The organism is Streptococcus mitis, assembly GCF_003942795.1.
GTDB lineage: Bacteria > Bacillota > Bacilli > Lactobacillales > Streptococcaceae > Streptococcus > Streptococcus mitis_BJ.
In genome coordinates this window covers 41,706-61,355 of sequence record NZ_RJNY01000002.1, presented here as the reverse complement: position 1 = coordinate 61,355, position 19,650 = coordinate 41,706, and the positions used below count along the sequence as shown (strand labels likewise).

At 43.3% G+C, this 19,650-nt stretch carries 18 protein-coding genes and 1 riboswitch; of the genes, 6 read left to right on the top strand and 12 right to left on the bottom strand.

Annotated features, from left to right (window positions below; translation table 11 throughout):
* Positions 1 to 18 precede the first annotated feature (18 nt).
* The 3 genes from D8847_RS01340 to serS all read left to right on the top strand — a co-directional run bounded on the left by D8847_RS01340 (position 19) and on the right by serS (position 3,245).
* Positions 19 to 1,383 (top strand): aspartate kinase, encoded by a 1,365-nt coding sequence (locus D8847_RS01340; RefSeq protein WP_125840351.1) that lies wholly within the window; start codon positions 19 to 21, stop codon positions 1,381 to 1,383.
* 2 nt (positions 1,384 to 1,385) lie between these two features.
* Positions 1,386 to 1,757 carry a DUF956 family protein gene (locus tag D8847_RS01335; protein WP_125840350.1) on the top strand — a complete coding sequence of 124 codons (372 nt, stop codon included), beginning with the start codon at positions 1,386 to 1,388 and terminating at the stop codon, positions 1,755 to 1,757.
* 213 nt (positions 1,758 to 1,970) lie between these two features.
* On the top strand, positions 1,971 to 3,245 hold the full coding sequence (serS, locus tag D8847_RS01330; RefSeq protein WP_125840349.1) for a serine--tRNA ligase: 1,275 nt from the start codon (positions 1,971 to 1,973) through the stop codon (positions 3,243 to 3,245).
* Between the two features lie 23 nt (positions 3,246 to 3,268).
* On the opposite strand, the gene D8847_RS01325 is transcribed toward serS, so the two are convergent.
* The 7 genes from D8847_RS01325 to zapA form a co-directional block, all read right to left on the bottom strand.
* A complete protein-coding gene (locus D8847_RS01325) occupies positions 3,269 to 4,168 on the bottom strand; it encodes a TDT family transporter (RefSeq protein ID WP_125840348.1) in 900 nt (299 codons plus the stop codon).
* 110 nt (positions 4,169 to 4,278) lie between these two features.
* Positions 4,279 to 4,827, bottom strand: a complete 549-nt coding sequence (locus D8847_RS01320; RefSeq protein ID WP_125840347.1) for a carboxymuconolactone decarboxylase family protein — start codon at positions 4,825 to 4,827, stop codon at positions 4,279 to 4,281.
* Between the two features lie 420 nt (positions 4,828 to 5,247).
* Positions 5,248 to 5,976, bottom strand: a complete 729-nt coding sequence (locus D8847_RS01315) for a TraX family protein (protein WP_125418281.1) — start codon at positions 5,974 to 5,976, stop codon at positions 5,248 to 5,250.
* 125 nt (positions 5,977 to 6,101) lie between these two features.
* On the bottom strand, positions 6,102 to 7,424 hold the full coding sequence (locus tag D8847_RS01310; RefSeq protein WP_125840346.1) for an alanine/glycine:cation symporter family protein: 1,323 nt from the start codon (positions 7,422 to 7,424) through the stop codon (positions 6,102 to 6,104).
* 89 nt (positions 7,425 to 7,513) lie between these two features.
* A riboswitch (glycine riboswitch) is annotated at positions 7,514 to 7,602 on the bottom strand.
* A 168-nt stretch (positions 7,603 to 7,770) separates the two neighbouring features.
* Complete coding sequence (locus D8847_RS01305; RefSeq protein WP_125840345.1) at positions 7,771 to 10,107, bottom strand: endonuclease MutS2; 2,337 nt, start codon at positions 10,105 to 10,107, stop codon at positions 7,771 to 7,773.
* Positions 10,108 to 10,207: 100 nt separating this feature from the next.
* Positions 10,208 to 10,756 (bottom strand): CvpA family protein, encoded by a 549-nt coding sequence (locus tag D8847_RS01300; protein ID WP_000623539.1) that lies wholly within the window; start codon positions 10,754 to 10,756, stop codon positions 10,208 to 10,210.
* Positions 10,753 to 11,055, bottom strand: coding sequence for a cell division protein ZapA (gene zapA / locus D8847_RS01295; RefSeq protein ID WP_000002028.1), 303 nt, complete (start codon positions 11,053 to 11,055; stop codon positions 10,753 to 10,755). The genes D8847_RS01300 and zapA overlap by 4 nt, the downstream gene beginning before the upstream one ends.
* A gap of 86 nt (positions 11,056 to 11,141) precedes the next feature.
* On the opposite strand from zapA, the gene rnhC reads away from it, so the two are divergent.
* The 3 genes from rnhC (at position 11,142) to D8847_RS01280 (ending at position 15,137) form a co-directional block, all read left to right on the top strand.
* Positions 11,142 to 12,023 carry a ribonuclease HIII gene (gene rnhC / locus D8847_RS01290; RefSeq protein WP_125840344.1) on the top strand — a complete coding sequence of 294 codons (882 nt, stop codon included), beginning with the start codon at positions 11,142 to 11,144 and terminating at the stop codon, positions 12,021 to 12,023.
* Positions 12,024 to 12,026: 3 nt separating this feature from the next.
* On the top strand, positions 12,027 to 12,641 hold the full coding sequence (gene lepB, locus D8847_RS01285) for a signal peptidase I (protein WP_125388672.1): 615 nt from the start codon (positions 12,027 to 12,029) through the stop codon (positions 12,639 to 12,641).
* 126 nt (positions 12,642 to 12,767) lie between these two features.
* Complete coding sequence (locus D8847_RS01280) at positions 12,768 to 15,137, top strand: ATP-dependent RecD-like DNA helicase (protein ID WP_125840343.1); 2,370 nt, start codon at positions 12,768 to 12,770, stop codon at positions 15,135 to 15,137.
* A gap of 47 nt (positions 15,138 to 15,184) precedes the next feature.
* On the opposite strand, the gene tig is transcribed toward D8847_RS01280, so the two are convergent.
* The 5 genes from tig to liaF all read right to left on the bottom strand — a co-directional run bounded on the left by tig (position 15,185) and on the right by liaF (position 19,552).
* Positions 15,185 to 16,468, bottom strand: a complete 1,284-nt coding sequence (gene tig / locus D8847_RS01275; RefSeq protein ID WP_125840342.1) for a trigger factor — start codon at positions 16,466 to 16,468, stop codon at positions 15,185 to 15,187.
* Positions 16,469 to 16,558: 90 nt separating this feature from the next.
* A complete protein-coding gene (locus D8847_RS01270; protein WP_125840341.1) occupies positions 16,559 to 17,215 on the bottom strand; it encodes a DNA alkylation repair protein in 657 nt (218 codons plus the stop codon).
* Positions 17,216 to 17,848, bottom strand: coding sequence for a response regulator transcription factor (locus tag D8847_RS01265; protein WP_125840340.1), 633 nt, complete (start codon positions 17,846 to 17,848; stop codon positions 17,216 to 17,218).
* A 10-nt stretch (positions 17,849 to 17,858) separates the two neighbouring features.
* Positions 17,859 to 18,857 (bottom strand): sensor histidine kinase, encoded by a 999-nt coding sequence (locus D8847_RS01260; protein WP_125840339.1) that lies wholly within the window; start codon positions 18,855 to 18,857, stop codon positions 17,859 to 17,861.
* Entirely contained in the window at positions 18,854 to 19,552 is a 699-nt protein-coding gene (gene liaF, locus D8847_RS01255; RefSeq protein WP_125840338.1) for a cell wall-active antibiotics response protein LiaF, read from the bottom strand. Before liaF ends, D8847_RS01260 begins: the two co-directional genes overlap by 4 nt.
* Between the last annotated feature and the right edge of the window lie 98 nt (positions 19,553 to 19,650).

Genomic DNA, 19,650 nt, shown 5'->3' with positions numbered 1-19,650 from the left:
CTTACTTGAGGAGTCCTTATGAAGGTTGTAAAATTTGGTGGAAGCTCGCTTGCCTCTGCTGGTCAGTTAGAAAAAGTTTTAAATATCGTTAAAAGTGATAAAGAACGCCGTTTTGTAGTTGTTTCTGCACCCGGAAAACGCAATGCTGAAGATACCAAGGTAACTGATGCCTTGATCAAATACTATCGTGACTATGTGGCTGGAAATGACATCAGTGCTAGTCAAAGCTGGATCATTGACCGTTATGCCGCTATGGTTAGTGAACTAGGGTTAAAACCTGCTGTTTTAGAAAAAATCTCTAAAAGTATTCGGGCCTTGGCAACTCTTCCTATAGAGGACAATGAATTTCTATATGATACCTTCCTAGCTGCTGGAGAGAATAACAATGCTAAATTGATTGCAGCCTACTTTAACCAAAACGGCATCGATGCACGCTATGTTCACCCAAGAGAAGCTGGGATTGTTGTCACAAGTGAACCAGGAAACGCACGCATCATTCCATCTAGTTATGACAAGATTGAAGGCTTGGCTGATAGCAACGAAGTCCTTGTCATCCCTGGTTTCTTTGGTGTGACTAAGGAAAATCAAATCTGTACTTTTTCACGTGGAGGTTCAGATATTACAGGTTCTATCATTGCAGCAGGTGTTAAGGCTGATCTCTATGAGAACTTTACAGACGTAGATGGTATCTTTGCTGCCCATCCTGGTATTATCCACCAACCACACTCCATTCCTGAATTAACCTACCGTGAAATGCGTGAGTTGGCTTACGCTGGATTCTCAGTCCTTCATGACGAAGCCCTTCTACCCGCTTATCGCGGAAAAATTCCTCTTGTTATCAAGAATACCAACAACCCTGACCACCCAGGAACACGCATTGTTTTAGAACACAGTAGTGATAAATTCCCAGTAGTAGGGATTGCAGGTGACTCAGGATTCGTCAGCATCAACATGTCTAAATACCTCATGAACCGTGAAGTCGGGTTTGGTCGCAAGGTTCTTCAAATCCTTGAGGACCTCAATATCGGTTGGGAACACATGCCTACAGGTATCGACGATCTTTCAATCATCCTCCGTTCCCGTGAATTGACTCCTATCAAGGAGGAAGAAATTCTGCGTCAGTTAGTTCAAAAAGCCGAAGTGGATCATGCTGAAATCGAACATGACCTTTCCATCATTATGATTGTCGGAGAAAAGATGAAGAGTCATATCGGGGTAACTGCTACTGCAACACGTGCTTTATCTGAGAATAAAATCAACATCCAGATGATGTCCCAAGGTTCAAGTGAAGTTTCCATCATGTTTGTTGTCAATAAATACCAAGAAAAGGCAGCTATCAAGGCTCTCTATCATGCCTTTTTCGATGAAAGTAAGGAAGACTAATCATGGCCCAATCACTCAATCAAGTCATTGACCTGCAAACCACTGGAACATCTTACCTCTCTATCTCTGGAAAGGTTGGAAAATTTCTAGTTGGGGATCAAGCCTTGGAGTTTTATCCTGATGTCAATGTCGAACAATATATCCAAATTCCCTGGTCCAGCATTCAGCAAATAGGAGCTAACGTAAGTGGTCGCAAGATCAGCCGCCACTTTGAAGTCTTTACCGATCAAGGTAAATTCCTCTTTGCTTCCAAAGACTCTGGAGCTATTCTCAAAATCGCTCGGGAAAAACTTGGCAATGACAAGGTTGTGAAACTTCCTACTTTACTCCAGACCATTGGTCAAAAATTCAAAAATCTATTTGCAAAAAAGTAGAAACTTTAGTATAATCATAGCGACGGATAAGTAGGTTATCCTCTTCTTCCAGAAAGTCTGCGGGTGCTGCGAGCAGATAGGAGGGGTAAGTGAAATTCTACCGTTAGTAACAATTACATACACAATCAAGTGCACACCTGTGAAGTTGGATGGAACCGTGGCCCTGCCACTCCAACGCTTTGTCAGGTGTGTTTTTTTCATAAAGGAGTTCTTATGTTAGATATTAAACGTATTCGTACAGACTTTGATGCTGTCGCTGAAAAATTAGCTACACGTGGTGTAGATGCTGCTATCTTAAATGAGATGAAAGAAATCGATGCTAAACGTCGTGACATCTTGGTCAAGGTTGAAACTCTAAAAGCAGAACGTAACACAGTTTCTGCTGAAATTGCTCAAGCTAAGCGCAACAAGGAAAATGCAGACGACAAAATTGCTGCGATGCAAACCCTATCTGCTGAGGTCAAAGCGCTAGATGCTGAATTGGCGGACATCGATGCTAAATTAACAGAATTCACCACTACTCTTCCAAACATCCCTGCTGACAGTGTTCCTGTTGGGGCTGATGAAGATGACAATGTGGAAGTTCGCCGTTGGGGTACTCCGCGCGAGTTTGACTTCGAGCCAAAAGCTCACTGGGATCTTGGTGAAGATTTGGGTATCCTTGACTGGGAACGTGGTGGAAAAGTAACGGGCGCTCGTTTTCTCTTCTATAAAGGCCTCGGGGCTCGTTTAGAACGTGCTATCTACAACTTCATGTTGGATGAGCATGGTAAAGAGGGCTATACGGAAGTTATCACACCATACATTGTTAACCATGACTCAATGTTTGGTACTGGTCAATATCCAAAATTCAAGGAAGATACTTTTGAATTGAAAGACACTAATTATGTCCTCATTCCTACAGCTGAAGTGCCTTTGACAAACTACTACCGTGATGAAATCCTTGACGGTAAAGACCTACCAATCTACTTTACCGCTATGAGCCCATCTTTCCGTTCTGAGGCTGGTTCAGCTGGTCGTGATACACGTGGCTTGATTCGTCTACACCAATTCCACAAGGTTGAAATGGTCAAATTTGCCAAACCAGAAGAATCATACGAAGAATTGGAAAAAATGACAGCCAACGCTGAAAATATTCTTCAAAAACTCAACCTTCCATACCGTGTCGTTGCCCTCTCTACTGGGGATATGGGCTTCTCAGCCGCCAAAACTTACGACTTGGAAGTTTGGATTCCAGCCCAAAATACCTATCGTGAAATCTCAAGTTGTTCAAATACAGAAGATTTCCAAGCCCGTCGTGCCCAAATCCGTTACCGTGATGAAGCCGATGGCAAGGTGAAACTCCTTCACACTTTGAACGGTTCTGGACTTGCGGTTGGACGTACAGTGGCTGCCATTCTTGAAAACTATCAAAATGAAGATGGTTCTGTAACTATTCCAGAAGCACTTCGTCCATATATGGGTGGAGCTGAAGTTATCAAGCCATAAAAATAAGGCCTAGCTATTTCTAGCTAGACCTTTTTTCGTAACCAAATCAGATAACCAACCAAGACAAAGAATAAAATACTTAAGCAAAGGAGGATTTCCGCAAACACCAGATAATCCAGAAATGGAAGTTTCAAGATCCCCTGAGCCATCTTGAGCGAAGTAACTGTGATAATGGTTGGGAAGGTGAGGGCTGAGAAGGCTGGTTGAAAGCCTCGCTTTAAAATATTGGGCAGGCGAGTCAAAACAAAGAAAAAGAAGGACTGAGATGCCAAAATCATGACGATCAAGAGCCAAGTCGGTAGGCCTGCTCCTCCAACTCGAACTAGGGAAGCCAAGAGTAGAGAAAAGGGAGCACAGTAGATTCCTTCCTGTCCAAGCAAGGCCATTGGGAGTGGATCTTTCTTTAAATCGCTATAAATAAGCGGATAGAGATAGAAGGTCAAGACAAAACCAAAACTCAAGGTCGCATAGGCAATCTCAATAATGCCTACCAGAGGATAGGTCAAGGCTGCTACTGCTATCCCTACATAGAGTACCGTCCAGCTAGGAGTCGCATTGACCCTCCGACCCGGACAGGCAAATTTGATGGTAAAAGTAGCAATCAACGCCAAATCCAAGAGAAATGAAAACCACCAGATCCCTTGTGCTACTATAGGAGGAGCAGGGAATACGCGAAAGACATAGGTCGACAAAATCATCCCAGCCATGGGAAAGGTAGCCATCCCAGATAAAAGAGGGGGCTTGGTCAATTCTTGCTTGGTTTCTCCCCAATTAAAAAGATGAAGAATCAGAAAGAAAAGCCACAAAACTAATCCAGTCAGACTCAATAAATGCGACAGAACAGGCAAAGTATCTGCAATCAGATTTCCTGCACCTGCTAAACCTAATAAACAGCCAGAGAATACTAAGGGGAGCTTTTTCATCCGAGCCTCCAATAATCATGTTATTATTAGTATAGCATAAAAGCGCTTAAAATAGCATAGAAAAATGAAGACTGGATTGCTCAGTCTTCATTTTTTCTTTCTGATTCGAACTAGGCATACGGTTGCAATTCTGGATTAATAGGCGTATTGGCTAGGTTGTTGGCATAGTTGCAAAGGCTGGCTAGGCTGACACCAAGAACTACATCCAAGGCATTTTGTTGGGTGTAGCCAGCTTCTAGAAACTCAGTCAAGGCTTCATCTCCTACACGTCCCTTGGTATTGATAACCGCCAAGGTAAACTTAGCGAGGGTGTCCAATTTAGGATCTGTTTCAATTGGAGTACGATTGCGAAGAGCTTGCAAAAGGTCATCATTCATTTGGATTTGTTTGATCGAAAAAGCTGTGTGACCTGCGACGCAGAAGGCACAACCATTGGTCACGGCTGCCGTGATTTGCACCACTTCCCTCTCAACAGGTGTCAAGCTGTTGCGACGATTGATGGCTCCGACAGTTCTGTAGGCTTCTAAAGCGGTCGGTGCATTGGCCAAGAGACCGATTAGGTTAGGAATATAGCCATTGTTGTCTGTTTTCACTGTTTCAAGGACTTCTTTCACTTCTGCTGGTGCTGATTCGACTGTGTGGATGGTAAATCTTGTCATAAGGAACCTCTTTTCATTTTATTGTCATTTAGTCTATCATAGAATTTCTTTTTTGGATAATATATATTTTCAATTGCCATGATAGAAAATGTTTATGAAATGAAAAGAGGCTGGGACAAAAAGATTTTGATTTTAGGAATTCTTTATTATAAACTTTTAAAATCGATAGATTAGACAAAAAAGTGAACAATACAGACTTCTGAGTGTCAGATAACTCCGTTTTGTTCGCTTTTCGCATTTAATTATAGATTTAAAGAGCTTAATAATTAAGATTTTTAAAAATTGAAATATTTTTGTCCCAAACTCTTTTTTGTAGCAAAGAGACTATTGTACCAGACTCTTTTACTCTATTATTTAGACTTACCAAAAGAAAAATTAACTTAACAGGTATTCTACTGCAACTTTTAATACATTCATTAACTACATTAGAAATAAGAGAAAGGCAATTCGAAACAGAGACAGGGCGAGCAAATGAAGGGGGTAAAACCAGTAAAATACTTTTCCAATATTGGCCCCTTTTTGACCGTTGTAGAAAGAGGTCACGAGGAGAAACAGAAGACAGGTGGCAGCCAGATCAGCCAGACCATCATAGGAGAAATTGAAGGCCAAAATTAGGATTTGCACACTGTTCAGTACCAAGACACCGCCAATTTTTCGGAAGATTGGGTCTTTAATCTTTGCAAAGGCATAGATACCAAAAACTCCTCCCGTCAGTCCGCCGTCAGCGATAATGGACAGAGTAAAACAGAGTAGAATAATTAGAACTTTTCTCCAGGTTGCTGTTTGCTGATCACTGTAATAAAGAGCACAGAGCCCCAAAAAGAGAGTAACAACCGTATTTTGCATGATAAAGCCAAGACCAGTAACCCAGCCCATCAGAGAGAAAGGGATGATACTGATAAGAGCCAGCAGCCCCAATCGTCTCATATACTTGCGCACATCATGACTGTGCCGATATCCTTCCGCGATACAAAAGGCAAAGACTGGAAAAGCCAGACGGCCTATTATGTGCATACTATTGGCCAGCCAGTTAGGAGAGAGAATATTCATATTGGTAGCCAGTGGAAAAGATACCCAGGCGATATGGTCAATCAGCATGGCAAGCATAGCAAGCAGTTTCAAACTGCTATTGTCAATTATTTTTTTCATAGGATCCTCCTTTTTCCTTTCCTATTATACAAGAAAGAGGTTCTTTTTTTCATTTCTTTAGCTTACATTTCTCTCATTTTTCTTACAATTTTGTAAGATTGAAATATTTTTGTCCCGAACTCGGATTAGTTCTTAAAATACTTTTTAGTCTCAGCAATAACGACTGGAGATAAAACTAAGAGGGCAATCAAGTTTGGCAGAGCCATCAAGGCATTGACGATATCTGCAATAATCCAGACCATGTCCAACTCGATAAATCCTCCCAACAAGACCATGACTACAAAGACTACACGATAGAGCCAGATAAAGCGGACACCGAAGAGAAACTCAAAACAGCGCTCTCCGTAATAGTTCCATCCGAGAATCGTCGTAAAGGCAAAGAGTACAAGGAAAATAGTCAAAAGAGCAGGGCCAAAATGTGAAAAAACTGTTGAAAAGGCTGACTGGGTAAGCGCTACTCCATTTAAATCACCGCTCCAAACCCCAGTTACCAAGATGGTTAAACCAGTCAATGTACATATAATGAGGGTATCAATAAAGGTTCCTGTCATGGAAATCAAGCCTTGCTCTACTGGTTCATTAGTCTTAGCCGCAGCCGCTGCAATGGGAGCAGAACCAAGACCAGATTCGTTAGAAAAGACTCCTCGCGCCACACCATTCTGGATAGCCATCCGAATGCTGGCACCTGCAAAACCGCCTACCGCAGCAGCTGGACTAAAGGCTGAAGTAAAAATCAGAGCAAGTGTGGCTGGGATTTTCTCGATATTAAAGAGAATAACTGTAAGAGTCCCTAAAATATAGACAATAGCCATAAAAGGAACCACTGCTGTCGAAACTTTTGATATGGATTTGAGGCCACCAAAGACGGCAATCCCTACAAAAATGGATAAAATCAGAGCTGTGATAGCTGGATTAACTTGGGCTGTATTTTGAATGGATTCTGTAATCGAATTGACTTGTGTAAAGGTACCAATCCCCAGAAGGGCTACCAATACACCCGCTAGGGCAAAGAAGATAGCAAGTGGACGCCACTTTTCTCCCATTCTCAAAAGAATGTAGTGCATGGGTCCTCCAGCTACAGCCCCATTTGCATCCTTGCTACGGTATTTGATGGCCAGCAAGCCTTCGGCATATTTGGTCGCCATCCCAAAGAAGGCCGCCATCCACATCCAAAAGAGGGCACCTGGTCCCCCAACCTTAATGGCTGTCGCAACTCCGATGATATTTCCCGTACCAACGGTGGCAGCTAGAGCTGTACAAAGAGCTGCAAAGCTCGACACATCGCCATGTCCCTTGTCCTTGGTAAAAATCAACTGAAAGGCCTTAGGGAGACGAGCCACCTGCAAAAGCCCTAGTCGGATGGTCAGATAAATTCCCGTTCCGACCAATAAGATTAAGAGGGGAGGTCCCCAAACGAAAGCATCAAGCGCTTTTAGCAATTCTAACATGTCCTACTCCTATCTTTCAACCCCAAAAGAAAGAGCACATGCAAGATACATGTACTCTGGAATGCTTAGATAAATGCCAAAAAGCGGTCTATCCTAGCTCTGTCCTTTTACCTGAGAGTTTGAGCAGTTATCTGCCTTGCCCCTTCGGTGCCTTTACGGTCTCTCCAGAGTTCCGTCCATTTACAGTCATGGAAAACAAACCTTTCTCCACTTCTATTAAACTTCATTCGGTGTTGGTATTTTATTTTTTATTATTCTACAAGAAAAGTTAGCCCTTGTCAATATATTCTATGAAATTTTTTGACTTTTCACTTCTTTTTTCAGAAAGAGTGAATCCTTCTTCTCTCTATCCTTTAAAGGTTACAATGGTGGCGCCACTGCCTCCAGCATTTTGTGGAGCATAGCCGAAACTCTTGACATGCTTGTTTCTTTGCAGGTATTTGGTGACGCCCTCACGGATGACTCCCGTACCGATACCGTGGATGATGTCGACTTGCGCCATGTTATTGAGCAGGGCTTGGTCGATAAAGGCGTCCAGCTCATTCATGGCCTCTTCGTACCGTTTGCCACGAAGATCCAGTCTGGCTTGTGGGCCACGACCAGATGCACGTTTCACGACATTGACTTGTTTTTTCTTGACTGGGGCTTCTTGCTGGGCCTGAACAAGGTCAAATTCTTTCTCTTCCAAGGTCATCTTGATCAAACCAACTTGGGCTTCCCAACGGCCGTCCTTAAGTTGATTGGTCAAGGTTCCACGTTGTCCATAACTGAGGACCACAATATCATCCCCCACCTTCGGAGCTCGTTTTTTCTTGGCCTTTTGAAGGACCTTGTTTTTAGACAAGTCGACTTTTTCAGGAGCCAGTTTTTTCAGCTCAGCCTTGGCTTCAATGATTTCGTGGGGTTTGAGTTGAGACTTACTGTGAAGATTCTTGAGAATCTGGTCACTCTCATTTAGAGCGAGTTCCACAATTTCAGCAGCTTGTTCACGCGCCTTGTTGAGCTCAGTTTCCTTCTCGCGATTGAGTTCGTTGTAAAGTTTTTTGAGTGCTCGGTTCATCTTGAGGTTTTCTTGCTCCACCTCACGGATATTGTCCAAGCGTTTGCGACTTTCAAGCGTTTGCTCTTCTAATTGCTCAATGATACGGTTGACATCATTATCTTGATTGACCTGCTGGCTGGCATCTCCTACGATGACATCTGACAAGCCCAGACGTTTTGCAATTTCAAAGGCATTGCTTCGACCAGGAACTCCCTGCATAAAGCGATAGGTCGGACGCAGGCTGGCTGTATCAAACTCCATACTGGCATTTTGCACAAAGGCTGTTTCGATACCGTAGGCCTTGAGCTCTGGATAGTGGGTCGTCGCCATAGTCTTGACCTGACGCAGACGAAGATACTCCAGAATAGCCATAGCAAGGGCTGCTCCTTCCTGCGGATCGGTACCTGCCCCAAGCTCATCTAGTAACAAGAGCGAGTGCTGATTGACCTTGCCAAGAATATCTACGATATTGGTCATGTGGCTGGAGAAGGTAGACAAGCTTTGTTCGATAGACTGCTCATCGCCAATATCCGCGAAGATTTCCTCGAAAATACCGACACGGCTCCCCTTGTCAGCTAGAATGGGCAATCCAGATTGGGCCATGAGTTGAGTCAAGCCCAGAGTTTTGAGCATGATGGTCTTCCCACCAGTATTGGGACCTGTAATGACAATGGCTGTTAATTCCTTACCAAAGTGTACATCGTTTGCAACAGCATTTTTGACCAAAGGATGGCGAACATGAAGGAGTTGAATCTCTTGATTCTCTGAAAGTTGAGGAACGACTGCTTGTCTTTCTTGGATGAAACGTACCTTGGCACGAATCAGATCCAGATGGCCGATGATCCAAGCGTCATTAGCAACCTCAGCAGCATGAGGACGAACCCGTTCCGATAGTTCCTGCAGGATGCGAATCATCTCATAGCGTTCGTCAGCTCGCAGACTAGCGATTTCTTCGCTCAGTTTCACGACCTCACGTGGCTCGATGTAGACCGTGTTTCCACTGGCAGAGATGTCATGGACAACACCTGCAATCTTATTGCGATAGGTGTTCTTTACTGGTAAAACTTGACGGCCATTTCTGCTAGCGATAATACCTTCCGTCAACATCTGAGATTTTTGTTTAAGTAAGTCTTGCAAGACATCTCGAACTTGACTCTCGCTATCATGGATTTTCCGACGGATGCGTGCTAGCTCTTCACTGGCGAAATTTTCGATAAATCCTGCATCATTTAGAGCTTGGAGACTTCCTTGCAAGTGTGGAAACTCATGCAGTTTTTCAAACCATCTCGCCAACTGCTCCAAGCGTACGTTTTCGAGATTGGTATAAAAGCCTTGCAACTCTCTGCTAGCCAGCAAGACCCGTTTGAGGAGCAGGAACTCCCCGATATTGAGGTCTGCTCCCATCTCCAGACGCTTACAAACCGCTGATATCTCACGCGTCGCTAGGATGGTAAAGTGAGGTTGCTCCACAAATAGAGCTTGCATTTCCTCCATCTCTGTAAAGGCTTGTTTGATCTTATCCACCTTAGCAGTTGGAGCCAAGCCTTTTAGCTCCTCTAATCCTTGTTCTGTCAAGAGATGCGGTTCAAACAAGGCTTTGATTTTATTAAATTCTAAGGTTTCTAGTATTTTTGTATTCATATTTTTTCCTTGTATACTGGTTTACAAGATTATAGCAACTAGAGGTTTTGACCTAGTCGTCCAATCTGTAAACAAAGGGCTAGGAAAAATCCCGCCCTTTTTATCCGATTAAATTTGTCACCCAGAGTTGTTTGATAAGGTTTGTCGTAAAAGGGACACTTTGGATGATGTGTTTGGCTACTATACTTTTTTCGAGTGAATTTTGAATGACTGCCAGAGGCACTGTTGCAAGGATGGTCAGAGCCATTTGCAAGACAAATAAGGTTACCAATAGAGACAAAAGGCCTGATCCGATACGCAACCATTTGACATCAAGCTTTTTAGTTGGAATCAAGTGCAGGAATAAACCGATAAAACGTCCGATAGTGTAGCAAATCCCAAAAACTAGAAGATAGGCTAGACCTGCATAAAAGACCTTGTCTAGATGAAACAGCTGGTCTGAAGGGAAGAAAAAGGTGCCCTGTCCTTCCTGAGGATTGGCATAAGGGACAAGTAAGTGGAAGTGATCTCCCAATGATTTATAAAACTGTCCCGCAACAAAGGCTGAAATCACTGCCACGAGGAAATAATAAACTTGCAGGACCAAACCTCTACGGTAGCCGATGTAAAAGCCCCAAGCCAGAACCAATAAGAGTAGGATTGAAATCATAGGGAGTCCTCAATCTTGCTCTGTTCTTGTTTAACAGCAATCAACTTGTGACGGAGTTCTAACAACTCTTGCTCCTTGTCATCAAATTCAATTTCACGATTGAGCTGTGTAGACAGACAGTTGACCGCCAAAAGAAGCGCAATGGTCTCATCATCCGCCCCAGGCATTTGTTCTTTAATTGCTTGGTATTTTTCAGTCGCAACCTTGGCAATTTCCTCCATAAAGAGGTTGTCATGCTCGGTTGTCAAGGTTAATGTCTTTTTCCCGAATGTAAACTTATATCGATTTAGATTTGCCATAAAATTCACCTCACGATATTATACCAAATTTCGCTAACTTTGTCAGTTTTTACCAATTCTCCTGCTTTTGTGGTACAATAGAGACTATGGCAAGTATCACACTCACACCAAGTGAACAGGAAATTCAGAGCTTTTTAAGTCAGTATCAGAAGGCTCTCAGTCCTAGTAAAAATCCTTATATTCGCTATTTTTTGCGCTTCCCTCAGGCAACGGTTTCCATCTATACTTCTGGAAAAGTTCTCCTCCAGGGCGAAATGGCTGAGCAATACACTAGTTTCTTTGGCTATCAAGTTGTAGAGGAAACCAGGGGACAAGATTTTCCTATGATTGGGACTGATGAGGTGGGAAATGGTTCCTACTTTGGCGGGTTGGCTGTCGTGGCTTCCTTCGTGACACCTGACCAGCACGACTTCTTGCGAAAACTCGGCGTGGGGGATTCCAAGACTCTGACCGACCAAAAGATTCGTCAGCTTGCCCCTATCCTCAAGGAGAAAATCCAGCATCAAGCTCTCCTACTTTCACCGAGCAAGTACAACGAAGTTATCGGAGAGCGTTACAATGCTGTTTCTGTAAAGGTTGCCCTTCACAATCAGGCTATCTTTCTCCTGCTTCAAAAAGGAGTCCAGCCAGAAAAAATCGTGATTGATGCTTTTACAAGCGCTAAAAACTATGACAAGTACTTGGCGCAGGAAGCCAACCGTTTTCCAAACAAGATCACTTTGGAAGAAAAAGCCGAGGGCAAATACCTGGCTGTTGCGGTTAGCTCCATCATCGCGCGGGATCTCTTCCTCGAAAACTTGGAAAATCTAGGACGAGAACTGGGCTATCAACTTCCAAGTGGCGCTGGAACTGCATCTGATAAGGTTGCTAGCAAAATCCTTCAAGCCTATGGTATGAAGGGACTTCATTTCTGCGCCAAATTGCATTTTAAAAACACTGAAAAAGCCAAAGCACTTCTAGAAAGGTAAATTATGAATTCGTTTAAAACATTTCTAAAAGAATGGGGAGTTTTCTTCCTGATTATCGCACTGGTCGGTCTTAGCCGTATCTTTCTTTGGAGCAATGTCCGTGTGGAAGGACACTCTATGGACCCTACCCTAGCCGACGGAGAAGTTCTCTTCGTTGTTAAACACCTCCCAATTGACCGCTTCGATATCGTGGTTGCGCACGAGGAAGACGGAAATAAAGACATAGTCAAAAGGGTTATCGGTATGCCTGGAGATACCATCCGCTACGAAAATGACAAACTCTTTATCAACGATAAAGAAACGGATGAACCCTACCTAGCTGAATACCTCAACTTGTTCAAAACAGAAAAGTTGCAAAATACCTATACTGGCAAAGGATTTGAAGGCAATAAGGGAGTTTACTTTAGAGAACTTGCTCAAAAAGCACAAGCCTTTACGGTCGATGTCAATTCCAACACCAGCTTCAGCTTTACTGTCCCTCAAGGCGAGTATCTTCTCCTTGGTGACGATCGTCTAGTCTCTAGCGACAGCCGCCATGTCGGCACCTTCAAGGCCAGCGATATCAAGGGCGAAGCAAAATTCCGTTTCTGGCCACTTAACCGTATCGGAACTTTTTAAGATAAGGAAGAGGCCGAGAACGCTAAGTCTCAGTCTCTTTTTCTATTGCGAGAAAAACCTTTTCGTCATCTAGCTTTTCAAAGTGGCCAAGAGACCAATTCTCACAAACTCATGTAAAGGAAACCTATGGAAGTTTATTTTTCAGGCACCATTGAACGGATTATTTTTGAAAATCCCAGTAATTTTTATCGCATCCTCCTCCTAGATATCGAGGATACCAATGCAGAGGACTTTGACGATTTTGAAATCATCGTTACAGGAACCATGGCGGACGTGATTGAAGGGGAAGACTACACTTTTTGGGGGCAAATCGTTCAGCACTCCAAGTATGGGGAACAGCTTCAGATCAGCCGTTATGAGCGGGCAAAACCAACTAAAAATGGGCTAGTCAAGTACTTTTCTAGTAGCCATTTCAAAGGAATTGGACTCAAAACAGCTCAGAAAATCGTGGATACGTATGGCGAAAATACCATTGACGAAATTCTGGAACATCCTGAAAAGCTGGAAAGCATTGCAGGACTCTCTGCCAAAAACCGTGAGGCTTTTGTTTCCACCCTTCGTCTTAACTACGGAACCGAGATGGTCTTGGCAAAACTGGCCAACTACGGCATTCCCAATAAACTAGCCTTTCAGATTCAAGACTTTTACAAGGAAGAAACTCTTGATGTAGTTGAAAATTATCCCTACCAGCTGGTCGAGGATATCAAAGGCTTGGGTTTTACCATCGCCGACCAATTAGCTGCCGAACTAGGCATCGAAAGTCAAGCTCCTGAACGCTTCCGTGCTGGCCTTGTCCACAGTCTTTTTCAGGGATGTATGGATACAGGCGATACCTATATGGAAGCCCGAGATTTGCTGGAACAGACACTTACTCTCCTCGAGTCTTCCCGTCCCGTGGAACTCGATCCCAGCCAAGTAGCTCATGAATTATCTCATCTGATTGAAGAAGATAAGGTTCAGCAGATTGATACTAAAATCTTTGATAACAGCCTCTTTTTCGCCGAAGAAGGCATCCGCAGTCACTTGGTTCGTATCCTTGAAAAAGGAAAACAAAAGAGTCATGATTTGGAAACCATTCAAAAGCATATCGCTAGTGTTGAGGAAGAACTGGGTATTCAATACGATAGCATCCAAAAACAGGCTATCTGTGACGCTATCCAGAACAAGGTCTTTATCCTATCAGGTGGGCCTGGTACAGGTAAGACGACTGTTATCAATGGGATTATCGCTGTCTATGCCCTCTTAGAAGGACTTGACCTCAGGAAAAAAAGCAACCTACCTATTCTTCTAGCAGCTCCAACTGGCCGAGCAGCCCGCCGTATGAACGAATTAACAGGTTTGCCTAGCGCTACTATACACCGCCACTTGGGAATGACAGGCGACGATGATACCAGCCATCTGGAAGATTATCTGGATGCCGACTTTATCATTGTAGATGAGTTTTCCATGGTGGATACTTGGCTAGCCAACCAACTCTTCTCCAACATTTCTTCTAACAGTAAAATTCTCATCGTGGGCGATAGCGACCAGTTGCCTTCTGTTAGTCCCGGACAAGTCCTGGCTGACCTGCTCCAGATCCCCCTGATTTCGCAGACTCGTTTAGAAAAAATTTATCGACAAAGCGAAGAATCAACTATCGTCACCTTGGCTAGTCAGATTCGACAAGGCATCTTGCCAGCAGATTTCACCCAGAAAAAAGCTGATCGCTCCTACTTTGAAATCGCTAGTGGCCATATCCCAGCTACGATTGAGAAAATTCTTGGTGCTGCCCTCAGAAGTGGCATTCCGGCTAGAGATATTCAGGTGCTAGCGCCTATGTATCGAGGGACTGCAGGCATTGATGCTATCAACCAACTCATGCAAGACCTGCTCAATCCTCCTCAAAAAGACCAAGTTAGCTTTGAAGCAACTCAGTTTCACTATCGAACAGGGGACAAGGTGATTCACCTAGTCAACGACGCCGAAGTCAATGTCTTTAATGGAGACCTAGGCTACATCACAGACCTGATTCCTGGAAAATACACCGAGTCCAAACAAGACGAGATTGTCATTGATTTTGATGGCAATGAGGTCATCTACCCACGTAACGAATGGTACAAGATTCGACTAGCCTACGCCATGAGTATCCATAAATCTCAGGGAAGTGAGTTTCCTGTTGTCATCCTGCCCATCACCAGTGCTAGCCGACGTATGCTGGAGCGAAACCTCATCTACACAGCCATTACACGTGCCAAAAGCAAACTCATCTTACTAGGTGAATTACAGGCCTTCGACTATGCAGTCAAACATATTGGAACTGCTCGCAAGACCTATCTGATTGAACGTTTCAGTGATTTAATTGAAACTAATATTGAAGAAAGCAAACAAGCCTTCTCTGAAACTGCCACATCAAGTGACTCTGAACAATCCTACATCCTCACCGAAGAAAACTGGTCTAGTATTCCAGCCATGATTGGGATTACAGATACAGATCTCAAAGAGATTTTTGAAAAATAGTGCGGCAGAAAGCCCACCTAGTCAGGTGGGCTTTTTCTCTTTTAAGATTATTTAACTGTTGCAGTGCTTGTGATCAATTCAACTGCTTTTTTGATAGTGATATCGTGTTTCAACATGTCAGCTGAAAGCAAGTTTTGAACTTGTGCAACTTCCATGTTGTAGTCTGCTGCCAATTGCTCAATTTCTTTTTGGATTTCTTCTTCTGAAGCGTCAAATCCTTCAGCTTTGGCAACTGCTTCGATAACAAGGTTAGTCTTCGTACGTGACTCAGCTTCTGCTTCGTATTGTTTGTGAAGGTCTTCTTGAGTAGTTCCAGTGATTTGGAAGTACATGTCAGGGTTGATTCCTTGACGTTGCAAGTTTCCAAGGAATTCATTTACTGAACGGTGAACTTCTTCATGGATCATTTCTTCTGGAAGTTCTACGATTTCAGCGTTTTCTACAGCTTTATCGATTGCTGCACCTTCAACGGCATCTTTGTATGCTTCTTCTTTCGCAGCAATCAATTCTTTGCGGTATTTTTCTTTCAATTCGTCAAGAGTTTCCACTTCTTCGTCGATATCTTTTGCAAGTTCATCATCAAGAGCTGGAACTTCTTTAGCTTTTACTTCGTGGATAGTTGTCACGAATTTAGCTTCTTTACCTGCAAGGTCTTCTGCTTGGTAGTCTTCTGGGAATGTTACGATAACATCAACAGTTTCACCAGCTAAGTGTCCAACCAATTGGTCTTCAAAACCAGGGATAAATTGACCTGATCCAAGTCCAAGTGAGAAGTTTTCACCTTTCCCACCGTCAAATTCAACACCGTCGATAGAACCAACGAAGTCAATCACAACAGTGTCGCCATTTTCAGCAGCGCCTTCTTTGATAACCAATTCAGCCAAGTTGTTGCGTTCGCGTTCGATACGTTCTTCAACGTCAGCGTCAGTTACTTCTTTTTCTACATCAACTGATACTTCAAGGTTTTTGTAGTCACCCAATTTTACTTCAGGTTTTGTCACGACTTCAGCTGTGATAACCCAGTCTTGACCTTTTTCCATTGAAGTCACATCGATTTTTGGTTGCGCAACCACTTCAAGACCAGCTTCTTTTACTGCAGCTTCATAAGCGTTTGGCAAAAGAGCGTTCATTGCATCTTGATAAAGAGCTTCTTCACCAAATTTTTGGTCGAAGATAGGGCGTGGAAGGTGACCTTTACGGAAACCAGGAACGTTAAGAGTTTTCTTTACTGAGTTAAATACACGGTCCAATTCTGGTTTGATTTGGTCTTGAGAGATTGTGAAAGTCAAGACACCACGGTTTGTTTCTTTGTTTTCAAATGATACAGACATTCTGTCATTTCTCCTTAAAATTTTTAATACAGTCCATTATACCATATAATAGCGACTTTTTTCAAGTAATGAATGCGCTTTTCAATAGTGCTAGAGGTACTTGCTCGCTTCCTTGATACTAAGTTCAGACATTCTCTTCTTATTTTTTTCAATAAAACGTGCTACCCATTCGGGATTGGTTTTAGAGTAGTCTCTTAGGGCCCAACCGATGGCTTTGTTGATAAAAAATTCTGTCTGGTCCAGATTGTTGAGCAGGATCTTTTCCATCAGTTGGACATTTGTTTTCTCTTTTCTTAACAACTGGTGGTCAATAGCGACTCGTCTCAGCCAGATATTGTCTGATAGGCTCCATTTTAAAAGCACTTCTTCAAGTTCCGGATGGTTAGCCACCAAACTTCCTACTACTCGATCTAGGATATCTACCGTGTCCCACCAAGACTTGGTCACGACCAGACGCTCAAGCTTAGGCAAATCGTCCTTCTTTAGATAAGACTGCATGGTTTTCAAATAGTTGGCAGCCACATACTGGTATTCTCTAGGTTCCTTTTCCCAGCAGGTGTCTACAAAATCCCAATCAATCATCTTTGTTTTTTTCGCGCTTGGAAAATACTTTTTATAGAGGGCATTTCTTTCAGGACCTGCAATCCCTAGAAAGGGAAATTGATGGCGCATATAGTCTTCCATTGGGCCTGCTTTCTCAGGGTCTTTTCCCGCTTCTAGCTCCACAAGTAAATCTATAAGATTCATCTAAAAATCCTCCTGCCCGACCAAGTGGTGTTGAAAGGCATAGACCACAGCCTGGGTGCGATCGCTGACCTCAAGCTTGGCTAGGATGTTGGACACATGGGTCTTGACCGTCTTTAGGGAGATAAAGAGTTCATCTGCAATGCGCTGATTTTCATAGCCCTTGGCGATGAGTTGAAGCACATCTCGCTCACGCGCAGTCAGATCCTCATGAAGTTCGATATGATTGCGGTGGTATTCGACCTTCTTGCTGACCTCTTGCTCAATAGCCAGCTCCCCAGCAGCCACCTTACGAACGGCATGGAGTAGCTCGTCTGCACTAGAAGTCTTTAGCATATATCCTTTGGCACCAGCATTCAAGACTGGCATGATTTTTTCATTGTCCAAGTAAGATGTGACAATCAATATCTTGGCTTCGGGCCATTCTTTGAGGATGGCCAAGGTAGCATCAATCCCATTCATCTCAGGCATGACGATATCCATGACAATGACATCTGGACGGAGTTCCAAGGCTAACTCAATACTTTGAGACCCATTGGCCGCCTCGCCCACAACTTCTACATCGTCTTGGAGGTCAAAGTAGCTTTTCAAGCCCAATCGGACCATTTCATGGTCATCTACCAGTAAAATTTTCATCTCTACTCCTTTATGATTCCTTGTCTAGCAGGGGAATACGGATATCAACCGCCAGTCCTTGCTTTGGAGCTGTCAAAAGTTGAACCGTTCCTGCCATATCTTCAACCCGCTCCTTGATGTTTCGCAGTCCATAACTCAAGTCGTCTAAGCTCCCTAACTGGAAGCCAATCCCATTGTCCACCACCTTAAGCTGCAATTCAACATCTGTCTGATAGAGATATACATCTAGACAAGAAGCTTGGGCATGGCGAAGGGTATTGCTGATCAACTCCTGTAATATACGGAAGATATGCTCTTCAATCTTCTTGGGCAATTTAGTTACATTTTGCTTGAGACTGACCTTGAGATCACTCTTGTCCTCAAGCTCTTTTAAGAGGATTTGAATCCCCTCAACCAGACTCTTTTCTTCTAACTCAACTGGTCGCAAATGCAAGAGCAAGACCCGTAGATCTTTCTGGGCTGTTTCAAGGATGGCTGCGACACTTTGCAACTGGGTCTGCATCTTTTCTCTATCCAGCTTCAAAGCCTGCTGACTGACACCTGATAAAATCATATGGGCTGCAAACAACTCCTGACTAACTGTATCGTGCAAGTCACGTGCAATCCGCTTCCGTTCTTTCTCAATGATTGTTTCTTCCCTGACCAGACTTTGATTTTCAGCCTTTTGAATAGCTTCTGTCAAGAGGTTGAGCTTGCCAGACAAGGATTGGAAACTGGCTTCCAAGTCTGGATCTGCAAAAGAAACCACCTCTTTTCCTGCTAGCAGTCGCTTGAGATTAACCTGCATTTTTCTGCGAGAGGCTTCTTCTATCACGCGCCAAAAGAGTACAAAAAAGAAGGTCATGGAAAGGCTAAAGACCAAGATCAAGAAGATGAGTTTCTCTGTTTTCTCGATATCCTGTAGCAAATAGGACCAATCAAGATTGAGAATATCAAGCAGACTATTGACCAAAAAGAGGATAAAGAGGAAAGAAGTCAGGCCGATTAACAGATAGGATTGCTTTTTCATCCTCTAACCACCTCCACATCTCCGATCATACTGGTTAGGAAAATTTTGACGCTCTTGTTACTCTTGAGGTAGTCCCTGGTTTCCTGATGATAGTGTTCATTACGAAGGGCTCGCTTGGGTTGATGGAGGAAAGTTAAATCTCCATAGAGGCAGTTGACACTGAGACTGATTTCCACATCTACAGGTACGATAATCCTAGTCGTTCCGACCATTTTTCTAAGGATAATGACATTGTCATGATTGGTTAGGATAACTCTTTCTAGATGAATGGTGTCCTTGCCCATGAGGCGAAAGAGGTTGATATCATCAAATTGGCAGGTCTGGCGACTAGAGAAATGATGGAGATTGCCAAACCAAGGATTGCGTTCATTTTTTACCGTCACGACTTCTTCAAAAACCAGGTCAGTCTCCTCTTTTTCTTGATTCATCATCGGATAGAGAAGAAAGAGACTGTAGATCACCGCTACAAAGATCGCTAGAATCACAAAGGGATTGAGCATGACGATGAAAAAGAAAAGAATAGTCGCTACAAGGAGGAAAACGTTATTTCCCTCTTTACCTGTATAATAGCGCAGCAAGAGAAAAAAGAGGAACAGAATCAGCAGAAAACGCGAAAAATGCTCTGATACCATCAAAATCAGAGCTCCCGTCAACAGACAGGCTTCAATAAATAAAAAGATTTGAAATTTTTTCATAGCTGCATCCTCTCCCTTCTATTTTATCACAATTCAAAAAAGTCACCTCGGTCTGAGGATGGAAAAAGGCGACGGGACAGAAATTGCTCTTAGAAGCT

What these genes read in the sequence shown, in the direction of transcription:
- D8847_RS01340 (WP_125840351.1), top strand. Translation starts at nt 19, where the DNA reads ATGAAGGTTGTAAAATTTGGTGGAAGCTCGCTTGCCTCTGCTGGTCAG.
- D8847_RS01335 (WP_125840350.1), top strand. Translation starts at nt 1,386, where the DNA reads ATGGCCCAATCACTCAATCAAGTCATTGACCTGCAAACCACTGGAACA.
- serS (WP_125840349.1), top strand. Translation starts at nt 1,971, where the DNA reads ATGTTAGATATTAAACGTATTCGTACAGACTTTGATGCTGTCGCTGAA.
- D8847_RS01325 (WP_125840348.1), bottom strand. Translation starts at nt 4,168, where the DNA reads ATGAAAAAGCTCCCCTTAGTATTCTCTGGCTGTTTATTAGGTTTAGCA.
- D8847_RS01320 (WP_125840347.1), bottom strand. Translation starts at nt 4,827, where the DNA reads ATGACAAGATTTACCATCCACACAGTCGAATCAGCACCAGCAGAAGTG.
- D8847_RS01315 (WP_125418281.1), bottom strand. Translation starts at nt 5,976, where the DNA reads ATGAAAAAAATAATTGACAATAGCAGTTTGAAACTGCTTGCTATGCTT.
- D8847_RS01310 (WP_125840346.1), bottom strand. Translation starts at nt 7,424, where the DNA reads ATGTTAGAATTGCTAAAAGCGCTTGATGCTTTCGTTTGGGGACCTCCC.
- D8847_RS01305 (WP_125840345.1), bottom strand. Translation starts at nt 10,107, where the DNA reads ATGAATACAAAAATACTAGAAACCTTAGAATTTAATAAAATCAAAGCC.
- D8847_RS01300 (WP_000623539.1), bottom strand. Translation starts at nt 10,756, where the DNA reads ATGATTTCAATCCTACTCTTATTGGTTCTGGCTTGGGGCTTTTACATC.
- zapA (WP_000002028.1), bottom strand. Translation starts at nt 11,055, where the DNA reads ATGGCAAATCTAAATCGATATAAGTTTACATTCGGGAAAAAGACATTA.
- rnhC (WP_125840344.1), top strand. Translation starts at nt 11,142, where the DNA reads ATGGCAAGTATCACACTCACACCAAGTGAACAGGAAATTCAGAGCTTT.
- lepB (WP_125388672.1), top strand. Translation starts at nt 12,027, where the DNA reads ATGAATTCGTTTAAAACATTTCTAAAAGAATGGGGAGTTTTCTTCCTG.
- D8847_RS01280 (WP_125840343.1), top strand. Translation starts at nt 12,768, where the DNA reads ATGGAAGTTTATTTTTCAGGCACCATTGAACGGATTATTTTTGAAAAT.
- tig (WP_125840342.1), bottom strand. Translation starts at nt 16,468, where the DNA reads ATGTCTGTATCATTTGAAAACAAAGAAACAAACCGTGGTGTCTTGACT.
- D8847_RS01270 (WP_125840341.1), bottom strand. Translation starts at nt 17,215, where the DNA reads ATGAATCTTATAGATTTACTTGTGGAGCTAGAAGCGGGAAAAGACCCT.
- D8847_RS01265 (WP_125840340.1), bottom strand. Translation starts at nt 17,848, where the DNA reads ATGAAAATTTTACTGGTAGATGACCATGAAATGGTCCGATTGGGCTTG.
- D8847_RS01260 (WP_125840339.1), bottom strand. Translation starts at nt 18,857, where the DNA reads ATGAAAAAGCAATCCTATCTGTTAATCGGCCTGACTTCTTTCCTCTTT.
- liaF (WP_125840338.1), bottom strand. Translation starts at nt 19,552, where the DNA reads ATGAAAAAATTTCAAATCTTTTTATTTATTGAAGCCTGTCTGTTGACG.